We start from the raw sequence: 26,602 nt of genomic DNA, 5'->3' as shown, positions 1-26,602 counted from the left end.
TTAAGTTCCCCCTTCAGGGGGTTAGGGGGCCTATTTTAACCTGATCTCGCTTACACTGCATCCTTGTGGCACCATCGGGAACACGTTGTTCTCTTTGGTAACCATTACTTCCAAAAGGAATGATCCTTTGTTGTTTAGCATTTCATTTAATGCCGATGGAAGATCCTTACGGTCGTTGATCACTCTACCGGGGATGCGGTATGCTGCTGCCAGCGCCACAAAATCGGGGCTTTGGATATCAACGAACGAATAGCGGCGAGAGTTAAACAGCTCCTGCCATTGCCTCACCATACCCAGGAAACGATTGTTCAGGATAATGATCTTTACATCAATGCCGCATTGCATAATAGTACCCAGTTCCTGGCAGGTCATTTGAAAGCCACCATCGCCGATGATAGCCACAACTGTACGGTCCTGAGCGCCAAATTTAGCACCAATGGCAGCTGGTAGGGCAAAGCCCATAGTACCTAAACCACCGCTGGTAACATTGCTGCGGGTATTGTTGAATTGAGCATAGCGGCAGGCCACCATTTGGTGCTGACCCACATCGGTAACTATTACCGCTTCGCCTTTGGTAATTTCGTTCAGTTGTTTAATAACCTCACCCATTGTCATTTCTAATGAGGTTGGGTTTAATTCGGGCTCAATTACCTGCTCAACTTCCTGGCGGGTATATTCATTGAATTTGGCCAGCCATTCGGTATGTTGTTTTTGCTGGATAGCGGCTGTAAGCAAGGGTAAAGTTTCTTTACAATCGCCCCAAACAGGCACGGTTGATTTTACGTTCTTGTCTATCTCGGCCGGGTCAATATCCAAATGGATAACTTTAGCCTGTTTAGCGTATTTATCCAAACGACCGGTTACACGATCATCAAAACGCATACCGATAGCTATCAATACATCACATTCGTTGGTTAATACGTTAGGGCCGTAGTTACCATGCATGCCCAGCATGCCCACGTTTAGCGGATGACTTGTTGGGATAGCACCGGCGCCTAAAACTGTCCATGCTGCAGGGATACCACTTTTTTCAACAAAAGCTTTAAATTCCTGCTCGGCGCTGCCTAAAATAACGCCTTGTCCAAAAAGAATAAATGGTTTTTTGGCTTCGTTAATTAAAGCAGCAGCTTCCTGTATGTATTGCGGGCGAACTATAGGTTTTGGCCGATAGCTGCGGATATGGTTGCAAGGTGTATACCCTTTATAGTTAAATAACTGGATCTGCGCATTTTTTGTAATGTCGATCAATACTGGTCCGGGGCGGCCGCTTTTGGCGATATAGAAAGCCTTGGCAATTACTTCAGGGATCTCATTGGCGTCAGTTACCTGGTAGTTCCATTTAGTTACCGGGGTTGTAATATTGATCACGTCTGTTTCCTGGAAGGCATCGGTACCTAAAAGATGCGCGAAAACCTGCCCGGTGATACATACCAATGGTGTGCTGTCAATTTGCGCATCGGCCAAACCGGTTACCAGGTTAGTAGCACCCGGACCGCTTGTAGCAAACACAACACCTACTTTGCCAGATGAGCGTGCATAGCCCTGCCCAGCATGGATGCCACCCTGCTCATGGCGAACCAGGATATGATTCAGCTTTTCTTTGTAATCAAACAAAGCATCGTAGATGGGCATAATTGCGCCACCCGGATAGCCGAAGATGGTATCAACACCTTCAACAATCAATGCCTCCAATAATGCTACCGACCCTGAAACTTCAACTATTGGTGCTTTCTCAGATTCTCCTGCGATTTCACCGATTTCCTGAACTATTGTTTGCGTCTCCATTTTTATCTTGATTTCACCGGTGATTTTTGATTTCACCGATTGTTCCTATATCTTTTTTCTATTAATCCTTGTTCCTTAATCCTCTTAAGGCATTTCATCTGTTACGCAACCTTCAGCAGCAGAGCTTACAGTTTTGGCGTAACGGTATAATAAGCCTTTGGTTGCTTTTAAAGCGGGCTGTTTCCAGGCGGCTTTGCGTGCTGCCATTTCTTCGTCTGTTAATATCACATTGATGGTATTGCTTGTTGCATCAATAATGATCTTATCATCGTCGTTAATTAAACCTATGGCGCCCCCGTCAAAAGCTTCAGGGGTGATGTGGCCTACCACAAAACCGTGCGTACCACCGCTAAAACGTCCGTCGGTAATTAATGCTACAGAGCTACCTAGACCTGCGCCAAAAATGGCCGATGTTGGCTTAAGCATTTCGGGCATACCCGGTGCGCCTTTAGGGCCTACGTTGCGGATAACCACCACATCACCTTTTTTGACTCGACCACTTTGTATGCCATGTATCAGTTCAAACTCACCATCAAATACGCGGGCAGGGCCTTCAAAATGAGTGCCTTCTTTACCGCTGATCTTGGCTACACTACCACTCTCGGCAATGTTGCCATAAAGTATTTGTAAGTGACCGGTAGCTTTTACAGGGCTTTCAACCGGCCATATAATCTTTTGAGCATCAAAATCAAGCTCAGGAACTTCGGCTAAGTTTTCGGCAATGGTTTTGCCGGTAACGGTAAGGCAATCGCCATGCAGCCAGCCTTGTTTAAGGCAATATTTCATTACGGCGGGTACGCCGCCAACGTTATGCAGGTCTTCCATCATGTATTTACCGCTTGGCTTCATATCGGCCAATACCGGGATACGGTTGCTGATGGTTTGGAAATCATCCTGGGTTACCTTAACATCAACACTTTTAGCCATCGCTATCAGGTGCAATACCGCGTTGGTGGATCCGCCCAGTACCATGATTACCACTATGGCATTTTCAAATGCCTGGCGGGTCATGATGTCTGATGGTTTAATGTCTTTCTCTAATAATATTTTGATAGCCTTACCTGCTGCCAGGCATTCAGCTTTTTTATCTTCGCTTAATGCGGGGTTTGATGATGAGTAAGGCAAACTCATGCCCAAAGCCTCAATAGCGGCAGCCATAGTGTTGGCCGTATAAACGCCACCACATGCACCCGCGCTTGGACAGGCATTTTTAATGATGCCCATAAAATCAACATCCTCAATAGTACCCGCCATTCTTTTGCCCAAAGCCTCAAATGCCGATACAATGTTCAGGTCTTCACCTTTCCAGTGACCAGGTTTAATAGTACCACCATATACCATGATAGACGGGCGGTTTAAACGGCCCATTGCCATAATGGAGCCCGGCATGTTTTTATCACAACCAGGCAAAGTAATCAAGCCATCATAATACTGGGCGCCGGTAACAGCTTCGATAGAATCGGCAATGATGTCGCGGCTCACTAAAGAGTAGCGCATGCCTTCGGTACCGTTGCTCATACCATCACTTACGCCAATGGTGTGGAATATCAAACCTACCATGTCCTCATCCCAGATACCTTGTTTAACCAGTTTAGCCAAGTCATTCAGGTGCATATTGCAGGTATTGCCATCGTAGCCCATACTTGCCACACCAACCTGAGCTTTGCGCATGTCATCGTCTGTTAAACCGATGCCATAAAGCATGGCCTGCGCGGCAGGCTGTGTTGGATCCTGGGTGAAAGTTTTGCTATACTTATTCAATTCTATAGCCGCTGTGGTATCTGATGATGAACTCATTTTATTTTTTAGATAGACTAACTTTGTAAATTATTCTGGTTGTTGATCAGGTTTATGTGATTACGCGAATCAATAAACGTAAGGTAGATATAGCAACCGCGAATAACAATAGTTAAGATTTATTTTTTCAAAAAGTATATTATATTGTATTTTCATGTTTAATCAATATAAAGTTACGTTAATTTATGTTTATTCAATATATAAATTTTCATAAAATAGACCAAAGTTCAAAACGGTATTCGGTACGTGTTTTATGCATGCATAGTAAGTTGCCGATTTTCTTCCTGAAATGGGGTAGATGACAGGAAAAGTTGTTTAGATATGCAGATTTTAAATGTGCAGATATGCAGGTGAAGCTGCATTTGCTTCGAGTCAAAATTTGCAAGTCTATATTCCAAAATTCACACATCAAAAAATTCACATCTGCACATTTGTAATCTAAAATCCGCACATCTATCCCGCTTCTTTTGCTAATTTTACGAAGGCTTAAAGGGCCACGGTAAAGTTTCTTATTGATTATTGTGATAGACATTCATTTAAATATATTAACAACTGATTTACTGGGCGATTTTTTGCAGCAGGTTGATGATTCTTTAGCTCAAAAGTTTAGCTTTTTAAAAGAAAGTGAACTCTCTGCCGATACCTTTAGTTTCTATACTTCGGTATCTGCGGTATTTTCCTCAAAAATAGAAGGGGAAAATATAGAGCTCGATTCTTTTATGAAGCACAAAATGCTTGGTGTAAAATTCCTGCCCGATTATACCCAAAAGATCGATGACCTTTATGAAGCTTACCAGTTAGCCCAACGTTCGGTATTGAATGCTGCGACTGTAAATCAGGTCCATGCCTTACTTACTACACACATCCTGCAACAACATCGCCGGGGCTATTTAAGAACCGGTAATATGTTTGTAATTACTCCCGATGGTAAAATTGAATATGTTGCATGTTTGCCCAACCTGGTTGAGAAGGAATTAAACAAATTATACGCTGATATTGAAGTTCTGCTAAAAGCGGAGTTAAGCACAGCAGAAGTATTCTTTTTTGCCGCGCTAGTCCACCTGGTATTTGTAAAGATTCATCCCTTTGAGGATGGCAACGGCAGAACAGCCCGGTTACTCGAGAAATGGTTTGTAGCGCAAAAATTAGGCGGAAAAGCATGGTTCCTTCAATCAGAAAAATTGTACTACAATCAGCATCAAACCTATTACAACAACATCAGGTTGCTGGGCCTGGAGTATGATACTTTGGATTATTCAAAAGCTTTGGCGTTTTTATTGATGTTGCCGCAGGCTTTGGAGATCAGATAATTTCTTTTAATTATGACCGATTATTTTAAGTTGTATAAGGACATCGTATACTTTACTCTTACAGCTTTTCCATTATTAATTCCTGGCTTCCATTTGGATGAATGGGATATTATGTAAAGTATTTTTTGATTTAGCTGATCATTTGTCCCTCTTCCAATTTTTTCATCAGTTAAAGTACCGTCCTTATTTACAACAAACGAAATAATAATAGGGGCGTCAGGAGGAGAAGGCAGATTCATCTTCCTATAAATGTATTCTTCGAATGCTTTTCGTCCTTTTGGATAATAAGGCGGATTCTCAACCGACATGAAAATCATATTTGGGTCATCTATATGTGGTTCAGAAAAACGTTTTTGAAGGTGATTAAACTTTGCTACAGATATCCAAAATGGCCGGTAAACTGTGGGTGCTATATGATCCGGACTTACCGATAGTATCCTCTCATCAATAAAATTTATCCTTTGCTCTTGTGTTAGTCCTGAGAGCGTAAGATATTTAGTGTTTTCGCCTTCGTCTCCGTAGGTGTAAGTGAAAATTCTTCCAACCGTTACATGGTATTTCTTTTCAAAGTTGTTGATGTACTTTGTTAAAGTATTTGTATCTGGCTTAATATCACAGCATGCAGAGCTTGCGTCATCTTCCGAGTAATATATTAAAACTGAATCTGTAGAGGAAGATGGCTTAACTATATAAAGATATTGACTGTTATAGACATGATGATTTACGTCAGCAGCAGAGTCTATTTCGAAATCTCTACCTCTTTTTGAAGTGATTAAATAAGCTCTCATGTGCCTGTTGGTTAGTGCTTTTTTTTCCGGTGATACGGGTTTTACTGGTCGGAGGATGATTATGGAATCTATTGTTTTAAGCCAGGGACCAGCGTATTTTGTAAAAGCAACAATTGGTACCAATCCTTGCGGGTCTGATATAAACAAGGTTTTAACTTTTGGCTTTACCGCAATATCAATCATGTACGATTGGTTATGCTTGAAGGTATTGCTGCCATCCAATTTTATCGCATATTGCGACCATCCTAATTTGGGGATAAGACAACTTACTAATAGAAACCACCCAAATTTTTTCAGTGCGATATTTTTTAACATTTTAATTGTTTTGTTTAACCTTATTGGTTACATAAAATTCACGCTTATTTTCAAGTAAAGGAATTGTTTGTTGGGCGAGTCAAAAGTTTCCTTGTTTCTTGAATTTTTGACTAAAAGGATATGTAGCTTCAATTTTAAATACCGAATATCAATTGTTAACAACCCGTTTTGAAATTACCGATCATAAATAAAGCCGGTGTCATAATGCCCTGTTAAACTTGAATCGGAGGGTGGAAGCTTAGTTAACAACGTATTATCGACACGGACTTCATCTATCTCAAATCCTCCTGGTGGAGATAAGTATTTAAAATTTATAAACAATTTGTGATTTTCTAAAACATTGTTTTTTTTAAATTGAACGGTGAAATTTTTGACGCCTTTGCTGCATGCGTCAAACAAGTATTTAGAAGTAAAATTGCCGGTGGCCAGGTATGTAGCATAGCCCGAATCGGCAACATTTTCTGCAATGGTCCAAGGCCGTATCTTAACAACTATTTGTTGATTACTAATACTATCTATGTAATAAACAGATAATTGTTCATTATCAACAGTTGCAACTTTAAATGAAATTAAGTGGTCTGGTAGTGCTTCTTTTGCACCATCACCTTTTTTACAAGTGCTTATAAAAGGAATTAACGTTAAGATTAAAATTATCTTTTTCATTTTAATTGTTTGGAGATGGTGTTCCGGTGCCTTTCCATATATTTATTACTTCTGACTGATTGTGTAAAAAGTGGTCTCCCTCCGTGATCTCGTTTTGGACAGGGATCCAAGTTTCTGGAAATAAGCAAAATATGAAGTTTCTTTTCATGTGATTGGTTTGGTTTCGACAATTCTAATAATATTTATTGCAATAGATACTAATATWAAAAAAACGATMAAAAAAAAACGTCCGGGTGTTATACCCGGACGTTTTTTCTGAAAAATAAGGGTATAGTTTATTTATGCAGAATTCCTTCGGCTAAAATAATGACCTTATTGTTTAGTACTTCAACAACACCGCCTTTAATAAAAAACACTTCTTCTTTAGCAGCACTGCCGCCACGAACGGTTAATTTACCATCCTGTAAAGTTGAAATGATAGGGGCGTGGTGATTTAATATTTCAAATAATCCCAAAGTACCAGGAACGGTTACCGATGTGGCTTCGCCCTCGTAGATCTTTTTATCGGGAGTAAGAATTTCTAAAGTCATGTTTTGTTAGATTCAAGAATCAAGAATCAAGAGTTAAGATTTTTCTCTTCTCTTGATTCTTGATTCTTATGTCTTGATTCTATTAGTTATTAGCTTCTGCTAATAATTTTTTACCTTTTTCAATGGCATCTTCAATGCTTCCAACTAAGTTGAATGCACCTTCTGGGTACTCATCAACTTCGCCATCCATGATCATGTTGAAACCTTTAATGGTTTCTTTAATGTCGACCAATACACCTTTTAAACCGGTGAACTGCTCAGCAACGTGGAACGGCTGTGAAAGGAAACGCTGAACACGACGCGCACGTGATACAACCAGTTTATCTTCTTCAGATAACTCGTCCATACCTAAAATCGCGATGATATCCTGAAGCTCTTTGTAACGTTGTAATGTTTCTTTAACGCGTTGAGCTGTATTGTAGTGCTCATCACCTAAAATAGCTGGGCTAAGGATACGTGATGTAGAATCCAAAGGATCCACAGCAGGATAAATACCTAACTCGGCAATTTTACGGGATAATACAGTTGTAGCATCTAAGTGGGCAAATGTTGTTGCCGGTGCAGGGTCAGTTAAATCATCCGCAGGTACGTAAACGGCCTGTACAGATGTAATTGAACCACGTTTGGTTGAAGTGATACGCTCTTGCATTGTACCCATCTCAGTTGCCAGTGTTGGCTGGTAACCTACCGCAGATGGCATACGACCTAATAACGCTGATACTTCAGAACCTGCTTGTGTAAAGCGGAAAATGTTATCGATAAAGAAGAGGATATCGCGACCTTTACCATCCTCATCACCATCACGGAAATACTCAGCAATAGTTAAACCTGATAAGGCCACACGTGCACGTGCACCAGGAGGCTCGTTCATCTGTCCGAAAACAAATGTCGCTTTGGAATCCTTCATAGCTTCTTTGTCTATTTTAGACAAATCCCAGCCACCTTCTTCCATTGAATGCATAAATGCATCACCATATTTTATAATGCCTGCTTCAAGCATCTCACGTAAAAGGTCATTACCTTCACGTGTACGCTCGCCAACACCCGCAAATACCGAAAGACCGGCATAAGCTTTCGCGATGTTGTTGATCAGCTCTTGAATTAATACTGTTTTACCTACACCAGCACCACCAAACAAACCGATTTTACCACCTTTTACATAAGGCTCCAGTAAGTCGATAACTTTGATACCTGTAAACAATACTTCAGTTTCGGTAGATAGATCTTCGAAACGCGGAGGAGTATTGTGGATAGGGCGGCCATTGGTTTTATCAAGGTTTGGTATACCATCGATAGCATCGCCTACTACGTTAAATACACGGCCTTTAATGTTTTCGCCAACCGGCATTTTAATAGCCGATTCCAGATCCACAACCGGCATGCCACGTAGCAATCCGTCTGTTGAATCCATCGCAATCGCACGTACACGATCCTCGCCTAAATGCTGTTGAACTTCTAAAATGATTTTTTGGCCATTATCTTTCGTGATCTCTAACGCATCATAAATTCTGGGAAGATGAGCGTCATCAGCGAAACTTACGTCAACTACCGGACCGATGATCCGTGATATTTTTCCAATGTTTGGCATATATAACCTGGTGTTTTTAAAAATTTTCCTTTTTAATAGTTCCTACGTAAAAATATAAGATGCTATTTCAGAGGCGCAAAGTTATGATTTCTATCCAAATATTTAAATACCAAAAGCAACATTTTTGCACGATAATTTCTACCCGCTTAAATTATTGTTCCAGATGCTCGAAATTGAGTATAATTTTGCCAATATGAGTACTGCTCTCCATCAGCTCGTGGGCTTTGCCGGCGTCGGCAGCCGCGAAAACGGCGTGGATAACCGGCTTAATATCACCACATGCCAACAATGGCCAGATAGTTTCTTTTAAGTTTTGGGCTATTTTTCCTTTAAATTCCACTTCTCTTGAACGCAGCATCGAGCCGGTAATTACCAGCCGCTTCCTCATCACCTGGGCCAGATCAACCTGTACATTGTTGCCATTCATGGTATTGATTAGTACCAGTCTTCCTTCCGTTGCAAGCGATTTAATATTACCTTCTGTATAATTGCCGCCTATCATATCCAGGATTACATCAACTCCTTTCCCATCCGTCATTTCCATAATCACATCGGCAAAGTTTTCTGTTTTATAGTTGATGGCTTTTACAGCGCCCAAAGTTTCGCAAAAACGGCATTTATCATCAGATCCGGCTGTAACATAAACTTTGTGTCCCAGCGTTTGCGCCATTTGTATAGCAGCTACACCAATGCCGCTTGAGCCACCATGAACCAGCAATGTTTCTTTTCTTTTTAAGGCGGCCCTATCAAACACATTACTCCAAACGGTAAAAAAAGTTTCTGGCAGTGAGGCCGCTTCATCAAATGAAAGGCTATCAGGTATGGGCAAGCATTGCGCTTCAGGCGCGTTACAGTATTCGGCATAGCCACCACCCAGTACCAGGGCGCAAACCTTATCGCCAACCATTAAGTGGGTTACTGTTGCGCCAATTGCAACTACAATACCGGCAATTTCCAACCCAGGAATATCCTGCGGCGCACCTGCAGGTGGTGGGTAATTGCCTTTCCGCTGAGAAACATCGGGGCGGTTTACGCCTGCTGCCATCACCTGTATGAGTACTTCATTATCGCTATAGGCAGGTTTGGGCCTTTCGGCTATTTGCAGAACAGAAGGCCCGCCGGGCTTGGTTATAATTACTGCTTTCATAGTAAAAATGATATGCGGCAAAGGTAACCTAAATTAAAAACTCCAATACCCCAACCCCAAAATCTTAGATTTTTGACTAATGGATTACTCATTTTTTAGACTATCTACCGGGTTGCTCATAGCGGCTTTGAATGACTGAGCGCTTATGGTAATAAAGGCGATAACAAGAGCACCCAGACCCGAAAGTACAAGTACCCACCATTGGATGTTTTGCCGGTAGGCAAAGCCCTGCAGCCATTTTTGCATGACCAGCCAGGCCAGCGGTGCTGCAATAACAAAAGAGATCAATACCAGTTTTATAAAATCTTTTGAAAGCATGGTTACTATGGCCGATGCGCTTGCTCCCAATACCTTACGGATGCCGATCTCTTTATTGCGCTGCTCGGCAGCATAGGCAGCCAGGCTAAACAAACCTAAACATGCAATAACAACGGCAAGGGTGGTAAATGTTAAAAATAGCGTTCCGGTGCGTTGCTCGGTGCGATAGGTGGCGTTAAAATCCTGGTCCATAAAGGAGTATTCAAAGTGTTGGTTGGGCGATATGCCGTTCCATTTATGCTCAACCTGTGCCACAAATGCCTTCATATTTGTTGAACTGGTTTTAATGCTTAATGCGCCTTTATCTTCGCTCAGCAGCATCACAACAGGCGTAATATTATCCCGGAGCGAGCTGAAATTAAAATCTTTTACTACGCCGATAACATGAAACTCCTTTAAGGCTCCTCCTGTTGGGCGATATAGTTTCTTATCCAGCGGATCGTTTCCATAACCCAGCATCCGCGCAGCCGTTTCATTAATGACGATGGCAGCCGAATCTGTAGTAAACTGGCTGGAAAACCCCCTGCCTTTTGCCATGCTCATGCCCATGGTACTTAGGTAATCTTCGTCAATGGGCCATATTTCGGTAAAGAGGGCGTTTTTAGGGTCGGGCGTTTTATTTCGGAAAACAGCATCGGGCTGCCTTACAACCCCGGTTGGTAAAAAGCCGCTTAATGAAGCGCTTTTGACTCCGGCAACCTGCATTACTTCCTGTTTAAAGGTTTTGGCGTTTTGTAAAACATCCACATTTTTAACAACCAATACCTGGTTACGGTTAAAACCTAAATCCTTATGCTGGATATAGGTTAGCTGATTATAAATCACCAAGGTGCCGATGATCAGAAAAATAGAGATAGCAAACTGGAAAACAACCAGGATGTTGCGGAAATTGCCACCCTTAAAGCCCGTAGCAATTTTGCCTTTTAATACCGCGATGGGGTGAAATGCCGACAGGTAAAACGCAGGATATGAACCAGCCAATACGCCCACAACCACAATAATAACCAGTAATGATGGTAGCAGCCACATAAGCGTTTGCGTAGTAATAGCCAGTTGCTTGCCGGCAATTTGGTTAAATAGGGGAAGTAATGCCCATGCCGCTACTACTGCAATGATGGCCGCCCCTATGGTTACCAATAAAGATTCGGACAGGAACTGTGCTATCAGGTATTGCCGCGATGATCCTAATACCTTGCGTACGCCTACTTCTCTTGCGCGGTTGGCCGAGCGGGCGGTAGACATGTTCATGAAATTAATGCAGGCTATCAGCAATACAAATAGCGCGATTGCAGAGAAGATGTACACGTAAGATATACTGCTGTTTGCCCCAAGCTCATACTGGCGGTTTGATTTGAGGTGGATATCAGTCAGTGGCATGATGTTTAGCTTAAAGTAATTGCCGCTTTTTTCAAGCCTGTCATAATTTGCTCCAAGCTGTTTTTTCATCAATGCCGGTAATTTTGCTTCCAGCTTTTTAGGATCTGCTCCGGGTTTAAATAAAATGTAGGTGCTATAACTGAAGTTATTCCAATCGTTGCTTTTGGCATCCTCGCGTGCGGCAAGCGACAGGAAAAAATCAAAATTAAAATGCGACTGATTAGGGATATCGCGCATTACCCCGGTAATTTTATAGCTGGTATTGTTGCTTAGTGTAAGCGTTTTACCCACAGCATGCGTATTGTTAAAATATCTTTTGGCAGTACGCTCGGTAATTACGGCGGTATTGGGTGCCGATAGCGCGGTTTTAGCATCACCCTCTGCCAACGGTAAGGTAAATACGCCAAAAAGCTCAGAGTCGGCGTAAACTACTTTTTCTTCCTGTATATATTCGTCGCCTTTTTTAATTCGCACGCCGGTGTCATGTATCAGCCGGGCGCATTTTTCAACCTCGGGGAAATTAGTAACCAATGTTGCAGCCAGGGGTGGGGGAGTAATAGCAAATGAAGCTACATTGCCGCCATATTTAAGATCCATATTTACGCGGTATATCCTGTCGGCTTTAGTATTAAACCTATCGTAGCTTAATTCATCAACTACATAAAATATAATCAGCAGGCAGGTTGCCAGCCCTAATGCTAAGCCCAATATATTTATAGCTGTGAATCCTTTGTTTTTTAAAAGACTGCGAAATGCGGTTTTGATAAAGTTTTTAAACATGTTATGTAATTTAATAAGGCTCGTGGATCAACAGGCAAGAGTTTGCAGCCAGGGGCGCATTTTCTGCATCACTAAGCTATGTAATGCTTTGTAAAACTGATTGTTAAATAAAGTTAAAACTACAGAAGGGTCTGCGCTGACTAATGGCGTTGATATAAATTGACATTTCAATTATGAGCACGATTAGTAACTGCGGTTCAAATACAATTTATTTGCAATAAAAAAACAATATGTCATTACAAACCGGCCAGGCGGCGCCACAATTTACGTTAGTATCATCATCATTACAAAGTTCATCACTGGCCGATTTTAAAGGCCGTAAAGTAGTGCTGCACTTTTTTCCGTTTGCATTTACAGGTGTTTGCACCACGCAACTATGTACCATGCGCGATAGTTTTGGCTATTATGATGGTTTAAATGCCACCATATTAGGGATTTCTGTTGATTCGCCTTTTACACTGGCTAAGTTTAAGGAAGAGAATAACTACCAGTTTGATCTGCTGTCGGATTTTAACAAGGAAGTATCAACTGCTTACGGTGCTATCTACAGTAATTTTGTAATGGGCTTAAAAGGTGTATCAAAGCGTGCTGCTTTTGTAATTGATGAAGAGCAAAATATCATTTACGCAGAGGTTTTGGAAGTAGCTACCGATTTGCCAAATTTTGAAGCAATTGCAGCTATAGTTAAATAAAGGCTTTTAATTTATATAAGGTGGCCAAACATAAAGTTTGGCCGGCCTTCTTTACGCGGTTATTTAATTTTTTTAAAAGGTATAAAAACAATTAAGTAATTCATACACAATATAAATGGATCGATATCAATAATGGTGAAGCATGAAATTGTGTATTTTTTTGAAAAAAAATGTGATAGATTGAAAAGTAATTCTATCTTTGCATTCCATTTCAAAAAGCACGGAAATAAGGAAGCTTCCTATTTTGTGTGAATAGATGAAATAATGCACTTGTAGCTCAATTGGATAGAGCACCTGACTACGGATCAGGAGGTTAGGGGTTCGACTCCCTTCAAGTGCACCCTTAACGTTAAGCCTTTCTGTGTTGTACCGAAAGGCTTTTAATTTATTACGAGCATGCTAAACCTGGTATTGTTTGGTCCTCCCGGAGCCGGGAAAGGGACTCAGTCACAAAAGCTTATTGAAAAACATGGTTTAATCCATTTATCAACAGGGGATCTTTTACGTGGCGAAATTGCGCAGGGAACAGCACTTGGGTTAGAGGCTAAAAAGCTGATGGATGAAGGGGTGCTGGTTCCTGATGAGGTAGTTATAGGTATGATCAGCAATAAGCTGGATGCCAATAAAGATGCAAAGGGATTTATTTTTGATGGTTTCCCGCGTACAGTTGCGCAGGCCGAAGCCTTGGATAATCTTTTGATCAGTAAAGGTGAAGCCATATCCGGAATGATAGCGCTTGAAGTGGACGATGATGAGCTTGAACAACGTTTATTGTTGCGGGGGAAAGATTCTGGCAGACCAGATGATGCTAACCCAGAGGTGATACGCAAGCGTATTAAAGAATATAATGATAAAACGGCACCTGTGGCCGGGTTTTATAAAAACCAGGATAAATTTAAAAGCGTTTACGGTATCGGCTCTATCGACCATATTTTTGGCCAGATAGGTGAAGTTATCGAAGCGTATTAAGAAGTCGGGAAAGTAATAAGTCAGTAAAGTCCGAAAGTTAAGAGCGTTAAAAATCTTAAACTTCCGGACTTTACTGACTTTCGGACTTTCCCTTCAAAAAAAATAAAAGTTATGTCGCAAGGTTCCAATTTTGTTGATTATGTGAAGATCTGTTGCCGTAGTGGCCACGGAGGGGCGGGTTCTGCGCATTTACACCGTGATATATTAACTTCAAAGGGCGGTCCGGATGGCGGCGACGGTGGTCGTGGCGGTCACGTGATTGTTAAAGGTAATGCCCAGTTATGGACAATGCTGCACCTTAAATACCGCAAACACGTAATTGCCGGTGACGGCGATTCTGGTGGTAGCTCACTAAGAAGCGGTAAAACCGGTAGGGATGAAATACTGGAAGTGCCTTTAGGTACCACCATTAAAAATGCCGAAACCGGGGAAATTCTCTTTGAGATAACCCAGGATGGTGAAACCAAAATATTAACTCCGGGTGGTCGTGGTGGCTTAGGTAACTGGCATTTTAAAACACCAACACAACAAACCCCCCGCTTTGCCCAACCTGGCGAAGATGGTAAAGAGGACTGGAACGTACTCGAACTAAAAATACTGGCCGATGTTGGTTTGGTAGGCTTCCCCAATGCAGGTAAATCAACCCTGCTTTCGGTAGTGTCTGCTGCCAAGCCCGAGATTGCCGATTATGCCTTTACCACATTGGTGCCTAACCTGGGTATCGTATCTTATCGTGATAACCGTTCATTTGTAATGGCCGATATTCCGGGAATTATTGAAGGTGCTTCACAAGGGAAAGGTTTGGGATTTAGATTTTTGAGGCATATCGAACGTAACTCGGTATTGTTGTTTATGGTACCTGCTGATACTACCCGCACCATAAAAGAGGAATACGAAATATTATTGAACGAGTTGCAGGAGTATAACGCCGAACTGATGCATAAGCCCCGCGTTTTGGCGGTTACCAAAATGGATTTGCTTGACGAGGAATTGCAGGCAGAAATGCAGCACGAATTACCCACCGGGATTCCTTCCATATTCATATCATCAGTAGCACAAAAAAATCTTATGGGTTTAAAGGATCTCCTTTGGGCCGAGATAAATAAATAAACTTATCAGCCATCAAGGCGATAGTTTTTCACCCTGTACAGTCTCCGAATAGATCCTTCGTTCCTTGCAAAAAAAATACTTTTTGTCATCCTGGAACGCAGCGAAGGGTCTATTCTTCGACATGTTTCTTCGCCCTGTACAGTCTGCGAATAGATCCTTCGGTCCTCGTAAAAAAGTACTTTTTGTCATCCTGAACGCAGTGAAGGATCTGTTATTCGCCATGCTTCTTCGCTCTTTACAGTCTGCGAATAGATCCTTCGTTCCTCAGGATGACAGACTTTTTAAAAGGCCGACAAGCTTTCAAAAACGTCATTTCTCCTTCAAGTTTCGCGAAATTTCATAACTCCCCATGAGTATGAACACAGAAACAACCCCAATATGCAATTTTAAACAAGTGTGGAATAAATTCCCTTAACCGGGGATATATGCCCCGATCGCTATGTTTTATAGCTAATGTAAATTATTGAAAAAGGCATGATTAATAGCCTTGATTATCGTTCTGAGGCTGAATTAGAATAATGGTAAGGTTTATGTATCTGTACAGTATCCAATGTTACTTTATTAACTAATTAGGTTGCTATGAGGGCAGTGGTATAAGTATAAAAAGGGTGAAACAGGCTTCGAAGCCTGTAGTTTGAATTATAAGAGATGCTGAAAAGTATTAAAATATTTAATTTCAAATTAAACCTTTTTTATGATAATTACGTACTAAGTCGGGGCTAATAAAACTGAACAGATCTAAATACCAAGTATGATTGAACTTTTACATTCGTATCATTTTATTTACAACGTTTTAATAATAGCTTTTTCAACGTTGATCACCTTGTTATCTATTCCATCCATTTTACATGTGGCGCGTTCAAGACACCTTTATGATGATGTGGGCCATTTCAGAAAACAGCATGATCATGGTATACCGCGTTTAGGTGGGGTGGCTATTTTTGTAAGTTTTACCATTACTATTTTATTATTTAGTATAATTGATAAGGCCTTGCCTATTAGTTACCTGCTTTTGGCTTGCATCATTCTTTTTACAATGGGGCTAAAAGATGATCTTTCGGGGGTAAATTCAAGTACAAAATTTTTTATTCAGTTTGTGGTAGCAGCTATATTGGTGTTATTGGGAGATATTCGCCTAACCAGTATGTACGGCGTATTCGGTATTTTTGAGCTGCCGTATATTCCAAGTGCTATATTCTCCATACTGCTTATTATGCTCATCGTTAACTCCTTTAATTTAATTGATGGTATTGATGGTTTGGCGGCAGCTACCGGTATTATCGTAAACGGTGCTTTTGCCCTGTTATTTATGTATATCCATCAATATGAGCTTGCAGCTATTTCGTTGGCTATGGTGGGTGCTGTTATTGGTTTTTTAAAGTATAATATTACACCCGCCAAAATATTTATGGGCGATACCGGCGCATTGTTAATAGGCCTTGTATCGGCGGTTATGGCAATTAAATTTATCGAGGTGAGTAAAATTACCGGTGTTGGTATACCTGTAATAAGTTTTGGCCCGGCCTTAACAATGGCTGTGTTGGTAGGCCCTGTTTTTGATACTTTAAGAATGTTTACGCTAAGGATTGCTAGCGGCAAATCACCATTTGAGGCTGATAGAAACCACATGCATCACCGTGTTTTAAGGCTGGGTCTTAATCATTTGCAAACTACCATATGCTTATCGGTAATTAATTTATTATCAATAAGCATGGTGTTTATATTTAGTAACCTGAGTAACTCCTTGCTAATAGTTATCATATTGTTAATTTCGGTTGTATCCAACTGGGTAATAACTTTTTGCCTGCGATCAAAAGAGCGCGAAAGCCGGGCTTTACGCAATTTTTTGGCTTAAAATAAGCTTTATACAATAGTACCTTAAGTAGTTTTAGCGTCACTAAATTTCAGTTACTGGTAAATAGCCATTCCTCTTCATTAACTTTGTTGCCTTTATAAAATAATGATGAAGATCGCCATAAATGGATTCGGCCGTATAGGTCGTATATTTTTAAGGAATATATTATCCCACACAGAAATACAGGTTGTAGCAATTAATGATCTGACAGATACCCAAACGCTTGCGCATTTATTTAAATATGATTCTGTTCACCGGGGCTATAAAGGCCAGGTAAGTTTTGATGCCGATAACTTAATCATCAACGGGCAAAAAATAAAGGTACTTGCCGAACGTGACCCGCTGTCCCTGCCCTGGAAAGATCTTGATATTGATTTGGTGATTGAAGCTACCGGGAAGTTTACCTCAAAGCAAGGAGCGCAATTGCATTTAACAGCCGGAGCTAAACAGGTGATCATATCGGCCCCATCAACAGATAAAAGTGTACCCACCGTAGTACTGGCCGTTAATGACGGGCTGGTTGATCTTACATCTCCCATATTATCAAATGCATCCTGCACCACTAATAACGTGGCTGCTATGGTTAAGATTCTTGACGAAAACTGGGGTATTATTGATGGCTATATCACAACGGTGCATTCTATGACCGGTGATCAAAATCTTCACGATGCGCCGCATAAGGATTTGAGGCGTGCGCGTGCTGCATCGGCTTCTATCATCCCAACAACTACGGGTGCTGCAAAAGCCATTACGGCCATATTTCCTCACCTGGAAGGACGCCTTGGTGGTGCTGGTATCCGGGTGCCGGTACTTAACGGCTCCTTAACAGATTTTACCTGTAGCCTTAAAAAGCAGCCCACTATTGACGAAATTAATCTGGCATTTAAACAGGCCGCCTATGGCCCGATGAAAAATGTACTGGAATATACCGAAGATCCTATAGTATCAACCGATATACTTGACAATCCGCATAGCTGCATTTTTGATGCGCAGCTTACTTCAATAGTTGGCGGGCTGGTAAAGGTGGTTGGTTGGTATGATAATGAAATGGGCTACAGCAGCCGCCTTGCAGATCTTGTTGTAAAAATAGCAGCGCTAAAAACAGAAGTAGCCTAAAGTTTTCATTTTTAGTATCAAAATTTAGTGATAAAATTTATTGAGGTTGAGGATTTATTATCTATCCGCAACGATGTATTACGCGAGGGCAGGCTTACATTAGATGAATGCCGTTTCCCAACAGATAAGATAGTTGGCGCTTTCCACTTAGGATATTATAAAAATGATGAACTGGCCTGCATCGTATCATTCCATCCGCAAACTTATGGCGAATTTACCGGTGTAGGTTACCAGCTGCGCGGTATGGCCACTATTGATAAATATCGGGGGCAGGGCCTGGGCAATCAATTGGTAAATTTTGCACTTACTTACCTGCGCGGACAAAAAACAAACTATGTTTGGTGCAACGCGCGCAAAAAGGCGGTTCCTTTTTATCATAATACAGGCTTCGAGATAGTTTCAACAGAGTTTGACGTGCCTGGAATTGGGCCCCATTATGTGATGTATGTTAAATTAAAATGAAGTTTTAGCCAAAAAAGGACTCCTTTTTTACTTTTTCATTAAGAATTTAGAATAAAATGCTGAATTTGCAGCCCTCATACATAATGACCCATATAATCATATGAAAACTGTAGATCAAATTAGTTTCGCAGGCAAAAAAGCCCTAATCAGGGTTGATTTTAATGTGCCTTTGGATAAAGACTATAACATTACCGATGATAACCGGATGACCGCCGCGTTACCAACCATAAAAAAAATATTAAAAGATGGTGGCCGGGTGATCCTGATGTCGCACCTGGGCAGACCAAAAAATGGTCCAACAGCTGAATTTTCATTAAAACATGTAGTAGCTCATCTGTCAGATTTGTTGGGTCAGCAGGTTGAATTTGCCGATGATTGTATTGGCGAGCAAGCTGTTGAAAAAGCAAAGAACTTAGGTAATGGCGAAGTGTTGTTATTAGAGAATCTTCGTTTTTACAAGGAAGAAGAAAAAGGCGATGTAGCCTTTGCCGAAAAACTATCAAAATTAGGTGACATATATGTGAACGATGCTTTTGGTACCGCTCACCGTGCACATGCTTCAACAGCTATCATAGCGCAGTTTTTCCCTGATGCCAAATACTTTGGCTACCTGATGGCAGCTGAGTTGGCCAATGCCGAGCGAATACTTAATGATGCTGCAAAACCTTTTACAGCTATCATGGGTGGCTCTAAGGTATCTGATAAAATAGAACTGATTGAGAAGTTGTTGGATAAAGTAGATAACCTGATTATTGGTGGCGGTATGGCTTATACCTTTGCAAAAGCAGATGGTGGCAGTATAGGTACCTCACTGGTAGAGGCTGATAAGCTTGACCTTGCAACCAGCCTGGTGCAAAAAGCTAAAGACAAAGGTGTAAAGCTTTATTTGCCATTAGATAACGTAATTGCCGATGCTTTTTCAAATGATGCCAAAACCGGCGTTGCCAAAACCGGCCAAATTCCGGATGGTTGGATGGGATTAGATATTGGCCCCGAAACAGTAGCAATATTTAGCAAGGTGGTTGAAGAATCAAAAACCATTTTATGGAATGGCCCTATGGGGGTATTTGAAATGGAAACATTTTTGGTAGGTACCAAAGCCATTGCCGAGGCAGTAGTAAAAGCAACTGAAAATGGCGCATTTTCATTAATTGGTGGTGGCGATTCGGCAGCAGCAGTTGCTAAATTCAACCTTACCGAAGAGGTAAGCTACGTATCAACCGGCGGTGGTGCATTACTGGAATACATGGAAGGTAAAGAGCTTCCGGGTGTGAAAGCTATTAACGAATAATATTTTTAGCAATATAAAAATGAAAAGTTCAGCCCTAAACGGCTGGACTTTTCGTATTTAAAAGAAAAATAAAATGATTGGTTTGCAGATCAGGGATTTTAAGGAAGATGACCGTCATGCGCTTCGGGATATTTATCTTTTAAGTCGCAGGGATACATTTACCTGGTTTGATACTTCGGAATATGCCTTAACCGATTTTGACAAGGATACCGAAGACGAACAGATCCTGGTGGCCGACTACGGTGGCGCAGTAGTTGGCTTTATATCCTGTTGGTTGCCCGATAATTTTATCCATCACCTGTTTGTTCACCCGGCTTATGTAAAGCAAGGAGCAGGCAAACTGTTGTTAAACGCCGCCATTGCAATGCTCAACAAACCCGTTACCCTTAAGTGTTTAATCCGCAATGAAAATGCGATTGCTTTTTACCGCTCGCAAGGCTGGCAAATAGAGGAAAAGGGGGAAGGTAAGCCCGGCGAGTATTTTTTAATGAGCTACCGGTAAATTATATTTCACAAAGACTTTTTGTTGTATCCGCAGGCTATTATAGACAGCGATTTTTTTTTTAGTTGTAAAATTATCCTAACTTGACTTTTATAAGGCGTTTTGGGATTGGTTAAAAAGCTAAATTGTGGTGAATATAAATTCAAATGGAACTGACGGGCATACTTATGATGCAATAGTAATTGGATCGGGCATAAGCGGTGGATGGGCAGCAAAAGAATTATGTGATCAGGGCTTAAAAACCCTCGTGCTTGAACGTGGGCGAAATGTTACTCATTTAAAAGATTATCCAACAGCAACAAAAGATCCTTGGGATTTTCCGCATCGTGGGCATGTGCCATTGACCGTGAAAACGGAAAACCCAATAGCCGAAAAATGTTACGCCTTTTCCGAAGCTACAAACCATTTTTTTGTTAAAGATAAAGAACATCCCTACGTACAGGAAAAACCTTTCGATTGGATTCGCGGATATCAGGTTGGCGGCAAATCGTTGCTATGGGCCCGGCAAACCCAACGCTGGAGTAAATTTGATTTTGAGGGGCCTGCCAGGGATGGTTTTGCTGTTGATTGGCCAATCAGGTATGATGACATTGCTCCGTGGTATAGTCACGTAGAAGCTTTTGCAGGAATCGCAGGCAATAAGGATGGTTTGGAAACATTACCCGATGGTGATTTTTTACCGCCCTGGGAAATGAATGTGGTTGAAAAAACGATACAAAAAAGAATAATGGCTACTTATCATGATCGCCATGTGGTGATTGGGAGATGCGCCCATTTAACTAAACCTAAAGGTATTCACCTGCAACAAGGCAGGGGGCAATGCCAAGCCCGTAGTTTATGTGATCGGGGCTGCCCGTTTGGCGGTTATTTTAGTTCAAATTCATCAACATTACCTTGGGCTGCAAAAACAGGGAATCTCACACTTAGGCCAGATTCTGTTGTACACTCCATTATTTATGATGAAAAAAAAGGTAAGGCAGCAGGGGTAAAGGTAATAGATGCGCATACCAAAAAAGTAACGGAATATTATGCTAAGATCATATTTGTAAATGCAGCCACATTAAATACCAACCTTATTTTACTCAACTCAACATCATCCAGGTTTCCCCGGGGATTGGGGAATGACAACGGACTGCTTGGTAAATACATCGCTTTTCATAATTACCGGGGATCGTTATCTGCAAGTATGGATGGTTACCTGGATAGCTATTATTACGGCAGGCGGCCTACAGCTGTTATGATGCCTAATTTTAGGAACGTATACAAACAGGAAACAGACTTTTTACGCGGGTACATGACTTTCTATACGGCAACCCGTGCAGGCTGGGGCCATCAAACCGAAGCTGAACAGGTGGGAGCTAATTTTAAAGATAGTATTGCCGAAGCGGGAAACTGGGGGATTTATATGATGATGCAGGGTGAAACTATCCCGAAGGTAGAAAATATGGTGAGCCTCAATCATGACCAAAAGGATGAGTGGGGTATGCCGTTATTGTCATTTTCGGTAGATTATGACGATAACGACCTGAAATTGCTGAATGATTTTTTGCAACAAGGTGCCGAAATGCTGGATAAAGCTGGGTGTAAAAACATCACCACAAATGATAGTAAACAGGCTCCCGGGCTGGATATTCACGAGGTGGGTGGTGTACGCATGGGGAAAGATCCTAAAACATCGCTTTTAAATAATTGGAATCAGCTGCGTAGCTGCCCTAATGTTTTTGTTACCGATGGCGCTTGTATGACATCTACCGGAACTCAAAATCCTTCATTAACATTTATGGCTTTAACAGCCAGGGCAGCAAATTATGCCGCCAATGAGCTAAAGAAGGGAGCGCTATAATTATTAATAATCCCCCAAAATTTATAAACGCAAAAGGGACTTTTCAAGAAGTGTAACAACTACCCGAAAAGTCCCTTTTTTATTTATTGTATTTTAACTGATGTTACTACATCATTCGCGTTTGGCGATAGGGTGGTGAAATTGGCAGTATTTGCCGTACGTATCCAAGAGGTACCGGTAAAATTATCGTTGCTGTACATGGTCACCGTCCACCCGGATGGCACCGTCATTGAGGATGCCCAATCATTAACAAAGCCGTAAGCCTGCAGCTGGGCCAGGGTATAATTGCCTTTAGGTATAGCAGCTGTTGCAGTGCCGGCATAGTTTGTATTCTGATAAAAATTAACTCCTGTAATGGGCGTGCCCGTGCTAAAAGTGGTAGCCTTACCATACAGCACATTTGATACGCTGGTTAAATAAGTATGCGAATCGGCATTTGGCAAGTTGTAATACAAGTAAATCCCATAGCTGTTATTTACAGTTTGTGTAGCCAGTGATGCCGCTGTTGATGAACTGGTACTTTGGATATCAATAGCCGCCGGCCCAAGGTTGCTGGCTGCAAGGCCGGGTACATTTGGTACCGAGTAAGTGCCATAAATGGCATTCCAGCTGTAATCAACTTTTGAACCAACTGTTACACCATTAAAACTTAAACGGGATGCTGCTGGTCCGTAATAGTAAAATGATATGATTTTTGTTGGCATTAACTGGCGAAGCGCCGTTACCAGGTAAACAAACGAACTGGAATTGGGCTGGCCGGTTCCGTTGGTGCCATAATCAGCATATTCATCATCAAAATCAATCCCGTCAAGGCCGTAGGTTGTAACGGCGTTACTCAGCAGCTGCGCATAGGCTGTTGCCGAAGCCTGATCTGGAAAATTGCTGATACCGGCGCCCTGGTGGTTACCCAAAATGGATAACAGTACTTTAATACCTTTTGCCTGCAAGGGCTGTATATAAGTGGCTTTGTTGCTCAGTACATTGGTTACCTGTGTATTAAAAAATAGCTCGGCCTTTTGAGTTGCAGTGTTGAAGTTGATATTAGCTGCAAAAATAATAGCAATATCAAACAATTGCTGGCCGGTTGAAAGGTAGTAATTACCCACGTTACGGATATCATTATTATTCACCTCCACATAACACACGCTTTTTGGGCCACTTACGCCAATAGCATTGGTACTGAGTTTTGATGTAGCGCCTGATTTGATTGATTCGGATGGAGCGGGGGCGCTTTCTTTTTTACAGGCCGCATTGAGTAGTAACAATAAGCCAAATGTGGCGGTTAGCGTTTTGTTTAGGTGTAAATTAAAATTTGTTCTCATGGTTTTTGGTTGGTTTTAATTTGGTGAATAAAAATTTAGATGCTGGTTGAGCATGACGCTGTTTCATAGGCATGTTTTTAATTGGTTGTTAACAGAGAGGTATGTATAAAAGGAATTAAGCAGCGGCCATAGCGTGGTTATTGGCATAGCGTTTTTGTATTTATTGAGTTTAGGTTGCCTGTACATATTTGGGAATATGTGCGGAATGAATTGGTTTGTAAAGGAATAGACAATTATTTTGAACAAATTGCCTACAGGGTTAATTATTATTTATTTAAAATAAATATTGATTAATATAAAATATAGTAATAGTTTAAAATAAAGATTGAGGCAATCGTGTTTGTAACAAAACCAAGAGTTTTCATAAATCCGGCTTTACTGGGTTGCCCTTTTTGTTTTATTCAATTACTTTTAGGGATTAATAGATTTTATGAAAAAACTTCTCCTCATAACTTTAAGTGTTTTGCTCTCTGCATGCTGCCTGCAGGCACAGCCAAAAGGCCCGGATGCCGATTATATAAAGGCCAATTATATTAAATACGAGTACCAGGTACCCATGCGCGATGGTAAAAAACTGTTTACATCGGTGTATGTGCCCAAAGATCAAACTAAAAAATATCCTATAATGATGGATAGGACGCCCTATAGCGTTGCACCTTATGGGGTTGATCTGTATAAAGGCGGCCTGGGGCCGTCATCATTATTTGTGCATGATGGTTATATTTTTGTTTACCAGGATGTGCGCGGCCGTTGGATGAGCGAAGGTATTTTTGAAGAGATGACACCCGAAAAGGAAGTGCACAAAACCAAAAATGATGTTGACGAAGGCACTGATACCTATGATACTATTGATTGGCTGTTAAAACACATCCCCAATAATACAGGTAAAGTTGGTGTTTGGGGTATCTCTTATCCCGGCTTTTATACTACAGCCTCATTGCTAAGCCGTCACCCGGCATTGGTGGCTGCATCGCCACAGGCCCCAATGGCCGATTTGTATCGTGATGATGCTTTTCATAACGGCGCGTTTATGCTTACCGCCAATTTTGGGTTTTACCCTGGCTTTACCAACAGGCAGGACGATAAACCTACCCAGCGCCGTGGATCGAGATTTGATGCCGGTACCGAGGATGGCTATGATTTTTTCCTGAGGATGGGCTCGGTGAAAAATACTAATGATAAATATTATAAGGATACCATCCGTTTATGGAACGAGATGTTGGATCACCCTAATTATGATCAGCATTGGAAGGATAGAAATGTACTTTATCATCTGCACGATATTAAAACAGCTGTACTGGTTACCGGAGGATGGTATGATGCCGAAGATTTGTATGGCGCAATTAATACCTACAAAACACTGGTTAAAGAAAATCCTAAAACGCCGGTTTACTTTACCATGGGCCCCTGGGTACATGGTGGTTGGTCACGTGGCGATGGCGACCATTTGGGCGATGTTAGCTTTGGCGGCCCAACTGGTCCGTTTTACCGCGAGAAAATTGAGTTCGCTTTCTTTAGCCATTATTTAAAAGGAACAGAGTTAAGCCTGGAACCTATATCAACTTTTGAAACAGGGATTAACCAGTGGAAAACCTATAAAACATGGCCGCCGAAAGAAGCTATCGACAAAAATTTATACCTGATGCCTGGCGGCAAATTATCATTTGATGCTCCGGCTGCGGGCGAAGGTTTTGATGAATTTGTTTCGGACCCTAACAAGCCTGTTCCATTCATCAATACTATTGATAACGACATGAAGCGGGAATACATGACTGGCGATCAGCGTTTTGCTTCACAACGCCCGGATGTGTTAACTTATGAAACTGATATACTGGACAAGGATGTAACGCTTGCCGGCAATATATGGGCAAACCTTAAAGTATCAACCACCGGTACCGATGCGGATTGGGTGGTTAAGGTAATTGACGTATATCCCGACTCAACAAAAAATAACAAGTTTACGGGTAAAGAAGTTTATTTATCCGGCTATCAGCAAATGGTACGCAGCGAGGCTATGCGCGGCAAATTCCGTAATGGTTTTGATAAGCCCGAGGCCTTTGTACCCGGCAAAGTTACACCGGTTAACTTCGAGCTACAGGATGTATTGCATACATTCAAAAAAGGTCACCGTTTGATGGTACAGGTTCAAAGCACCTGGTTCCCGCTTATCGACAGGAATACCCAGCAGTTTCAGGATATTATGAAAGCCAAAGATACCGACTTTAAAAAAGCTACCCATAAGGTTTATACCTCCAAAGATGAGCCAAGCTTTTTGAAGGTTAGGGTGATGGAATAATGACCACCAAATTTCACATCAGAAGTAGTTTTGTGTTCTCTTCACGAAACTACTTCTCGATAATTGGGAGAACTCAACCGAGGGCGATAATGTTCAGATCTCGGCAACAGATCCATCCAGCCATCAAATTAAAACAGGCATCGTAAAAATAGCAGGTGGATGCGCCTGTCATATCAGCAAAGTTTCCGGACCGGATACGGTGGTTTTTGATTAGCCTGCCAGGCTAAATTCGGCTATTGCTGTAGCGTTCGTGTTTTACTCACCGTAATATCATAAACCCATTATGATGATGAAAAAAATTACATACCTGCTGTTGCTCATTGCTTTCCTATCAGCGTGCAAAACCGATAAACAAAAAAACGGATGTGGCTTGCAAACTTGTACGGCCAATTATGCTTATTTAGGGATTAGGTTTATTGATAAGGAAAGTAAGCCCGTTTCGTTTTCAAATTTTACCGCTGTTAATTTACGTACCAACAAGTCCTTAACGCCGCTTCAATACCCGCCTAACATTAATATTGATTTTGTAGCAGGTTTTGTATTATTGGCTTCAGATGCCAACATCAAAGATTTTTCTACCGATGGGGATGATGTTAAAATTTCTGCAACAAATACGGCAACAAATCAAACCAAGACAGCAACTTTAAAAATAGCAGGTGGTTGTGGCTGCCATGTAACCAAAGTTTCTGGTCCGGATAAGGTTGTGTTTGATTAAGACAATCGAGCGCTTCCCGGGCACAATTAAT

General features: G+C 41.4%; 21 protein-coding genes and 1 tRNA gene. 13 read left to right on the top strand and 9 right to left on the bottom strand.

Annotated elements, in window-relative coordinates; translation table 11 throughout:
- Positions 1-30 precede the first annotated feature (30 nt).
- A complete protein-coding gene (ilvB, locus tag AC1DYB_RS26625; RefSeq protein WP_295719994.1) occupies positions 31-1,785 on the bottom strand; it encodes a biosynthetic-type acetolactate synthase large subunit in 1,755 nt (584 codons plus the stop codon).
- Positions 1,786-1,869: 84 nt separating this feature from the next.
- Positions 1,870-3,582, bottom strand: coding sequence for a dihydroxy-acid dehydratase (gene ilvD / locus AC1DYB_RS26620; protein WP_477439506.1), 1,713 nt, complete (start codon positions 3,580-3,582; stop codon positions 1,870-1,872).
- Positions 3,583-4,103: 521 nt separating this feature from the next.
- Between ilvD and AC1DYB_RS26615 the strand changes: the two genes are divergently transcribed.
- A complete protein-coding gene (locus AC1DYB_RS26615; protein WP_477439504.1) occupies positions 4,104-4,892 on the top strand; it encodes a Fic family protein in 789 nt (262 codons plus the stop codon).
- A gap of 20 nt (positions 4,893-4,912) precedes the next feature.
- Here the strand turns inward: AC1DYB_RS26615 and AC1DYB_RS26610 are convergent, their stop codons facing one another.
- From AC1DYB_RS26610 to AC1DYB_RS26585, 6 genes are all read right to left on the bottom strand, one after another.
- Complete coding sequence (locus AC1DYB_RS26610; protein ID WP_477439502.1) at positions 4,913-5,863, bottom strand: energy transducer TonB; 951 nt, start codon at positions 5,861-5,863, stop codon at positions 4,913-4,915.
- 306 nt (positions 5,864-6,169) lie between these two features.
- Positions 6,170-6,658 carry a hypothetical protein gene (locus AC1DYB_RS26605; protein WP_477439500.1) on the bottom strand — a complete coding sequence of 163 codons (489 nt, stop codon included), beginning with the start codon at positions 6,656-6,658 and terminating at the stop codon, positions 6,170-6,172.
- A 275-nt stretch (positions 6,659-6,933) separates the two neighbouring features.
- Positions 6,934-7,188, bottom strand: coding sequence for an ATP synthase F1 subunit epsilon (gene atpC / locus AC1DYB_RS26600; protein WP_477439498.1), 255 nt, complete (start codon positions 7,186-7,188; stop codon positions 6,934-6,936).
- 82 nt (positions 7,189-7,270) lie between these two features.
- The gene (atpD, locus tag AC1DYB_RS26595; RefSeq protein ID WP_477397604.1) at positions 7,271-8,776 is read right to left on the bottom strand and encodes a F0F1 ATP synthase subunit beta; all 1,506 of its coding nucleotides are present in this window, start codon (positions 8,774-8,776) and stop codon (positions 7,271-7,273) included.
- 151 nt (positions 8,777-8,927) lie between these two features.
- Positions 8,928-9,923 carry an NAD(P)H-quinone oxidoreductase gene (locus tag AC1DYB_RS26590; protein WP_477439496.1) on the bottom strand — a complete coding sequence of 332 codons (996 nt, stop codon included), beginning with the start codon at positions 9,921-9,923 and terminating at the stop codon, positions 8,928-8,930.
- A gap of 84 nt (positions 9,924-10,007) precedes the next feature.
- Positions 10,008-12,398 carry an ABC transporter permease gene (locus AC1DYB_RS26585; protein WP_477439494.1) on the bottom strand — a complete coding sequence of 797 codons (2,391 nt, stop codon included), beginning with the start codon at positions 12,396-12,398 and terminating at the stop codon, positions 10,008-10,010.
- 230 nt (positions 12,399-12,628) lie between these two features.
- Between AC1DYB_RS26585 and AC1DYB_RS26580 the strand changes: the two genes are divergently transcribed.
- The 10 genes from AC1DYB_RS26580 (at position 12,629) to AC1DYB_RS26535 (ending at position 22,238) form a co-directional block, all read left to right on the top strand.
- Entirely contained in the window at positions 12,629-13,090 is a 462-nt protein-coding gene (locus AC1DYB_RS26580) for a redoxin domain-containing protein (RefSeq protein ID WP_477397610.1), read from the top strand.
- A gap of 266 nt (positions 13,091-13,356) precedes the next feature.
- Positions 13,357-13,430: transfer RNA gene (locus AC1DYB_RS26575), tRNA-Arg, on the top strand.
- Positions 13,431-13,486: 56 nt separating this feature from the next.
- Positions 13,487-14,059, top strand: a complete 573-nt coding sequence (locus AC1DYB_RS26570; protein ID WP_477397613.1) for an adenylate kinase — start codon at positions 13,487-13,489, stop codon at positions 14,057-14,059.
- Positions 14,060-14,170: 111 nt separating this feature from the next.
- Complete coding sequence (gene obgE / locus AC1DYB_RS26565; protein WP_477439492.1) at positions 14,171-15,169, top strand: GTPase ObgE; 999 nt, start codon at positions 14,171-14,173, stop codon at positions 15,167-15,169.
- A 751-nt stretch (positions 15,170-15,920) separates the two neighbouring features.
- Positions 15,921-17,024 (top strand): MraY family glycosyltransferase, encoded by a 1,104-nt coding sequence (locus AC1DYB_RS26560; RefSeq protein ID WP_477439490.1) that lies wholly within the window; start codon positions 15,921-15,923, stop codon positions 17,022-17,024.
- A 108-nt stretch (positions 17,025-17,132) separates the two neighbouring features.
- Positions 17,133-18,140 carry a type I glyceraldehyde-3-phosphate dehydrogenase gene (gene gap / locus AC1DYB_RS26555; protein WP_477439607.1) on the top strand — a complete coding sequence of 336 codons (1,008 nt, stop codon included), beginning with the start codon at positions 17,133-17,135 and terminating at the stop codon, positions 18,138-18,140.
- A 27-nt stretch (positions 18,141-18,167) separates the two neighbouring features.
- Positions 18,168-18,602: a GNAT family N-acetyltransferase gene (locus tag AC1DYB_RS26550; protein WP_477439488.1), complete on the top strand. Its 435-nt coding sequence runs from the start codon at positions 18,168-18,170 to the stop codon at positions 18,600-18,602.
- A 100-nt stretch (positions 18,603-18,702) separates the two neighbouring features.
- Entirely contained in the window at positions 18,703-19,893 is a 1,191-nt protein-coding gene (locus AC1DYB_RS26545; RefSeq protein WP_477439486.1) for a phosphoglycerate kinase, read from the top strand.
- 73 nt (positions 19,894-19,966) lie between these two features.
- Positions 19,967-20,395, top strand: coding sequence for an N-acetyltransferase family protein (locus AC1DYB_RS26540; RefSeq protein ID WP_477439484.1), 429 nt, complete (start codon positions 19,967-19,969; stop codon positions 20,393-20,395).
- A gap of 127 nt (positions 20,396-20,522) precedes the next feature.
- Positions 20,523-22,238 carry a GMC oxidoreductase gene (locus tag AC1DYB_RS26535; protein WP_477439482.1) on the top strand — a complete coding sequence of 572 codons (1,716 nt, stop codon included), beginning with the start codon at positions 20,523-20,525 and terminating at the stop codon, positions 22,236-22,238.
- A gap of 83 nt (positions 22,239-22,321) precedes the next feature.
- Here the strand turns inward: AC1DYB_RS26535 and AC1DYB_RS26530 are convergent, their stop codons facing one another.
- On the bottom strand, positions 22,322-23,560 hold the full coding sequence (locus AC1DYB_RS26530; protein ID WP_477439480.1) for an endo-beta-N-acetylglucosaminidase H: 1,239 nt from the start codon (positions 23,558-23,560) through the stop codon (positions 22,322-22,324).
- A gap of 430 nt (positions 23,561-23,990) precedes the next feature.
- On the opposite strand from AC1DYB_RS26530, the gene AC1DYB_RS26525 reads away from it, so the two are divergent.
- Together AC1DYB_RS26525 and AC1DYB_RS26520 are read left to right on the top strand one after the other, a co-directional pair.
- Positions 23,991-25,856, top strand: a complete 1,866-nt coding sequence (locus tag AC1DYB_RS26525; protein WP_477439478.1) for a CocE/NonD family hydrolase — start codon at positions 23,991-23,993, stop codon at positions 25,854-25,856.
- A 283-nt stretch (positions 25,857-26,139) separates the two neighbouring features.
- Positions 26,140-26,571: a hypothetical protein gene (locus AC1DYB_RS26520; RefSeq protein ID WP_477439476.1), complete on the top strand. Its 432-nt coding sequence runs from the start codon at positions 26,140-26,142 to the stop codon at positions 26,569-26,571.
- Positions 26,572-26,602 lie beyond the last annotated feature (31 nt).

It is taken from the genome of Mucilaginibacter sp. P2_A4 (assembly GCF_056405015.1).
Note: the sequence above shows the minus strand (reverse complement) of the source record. Positions and strands in the feature narration are given on the sequence as shown.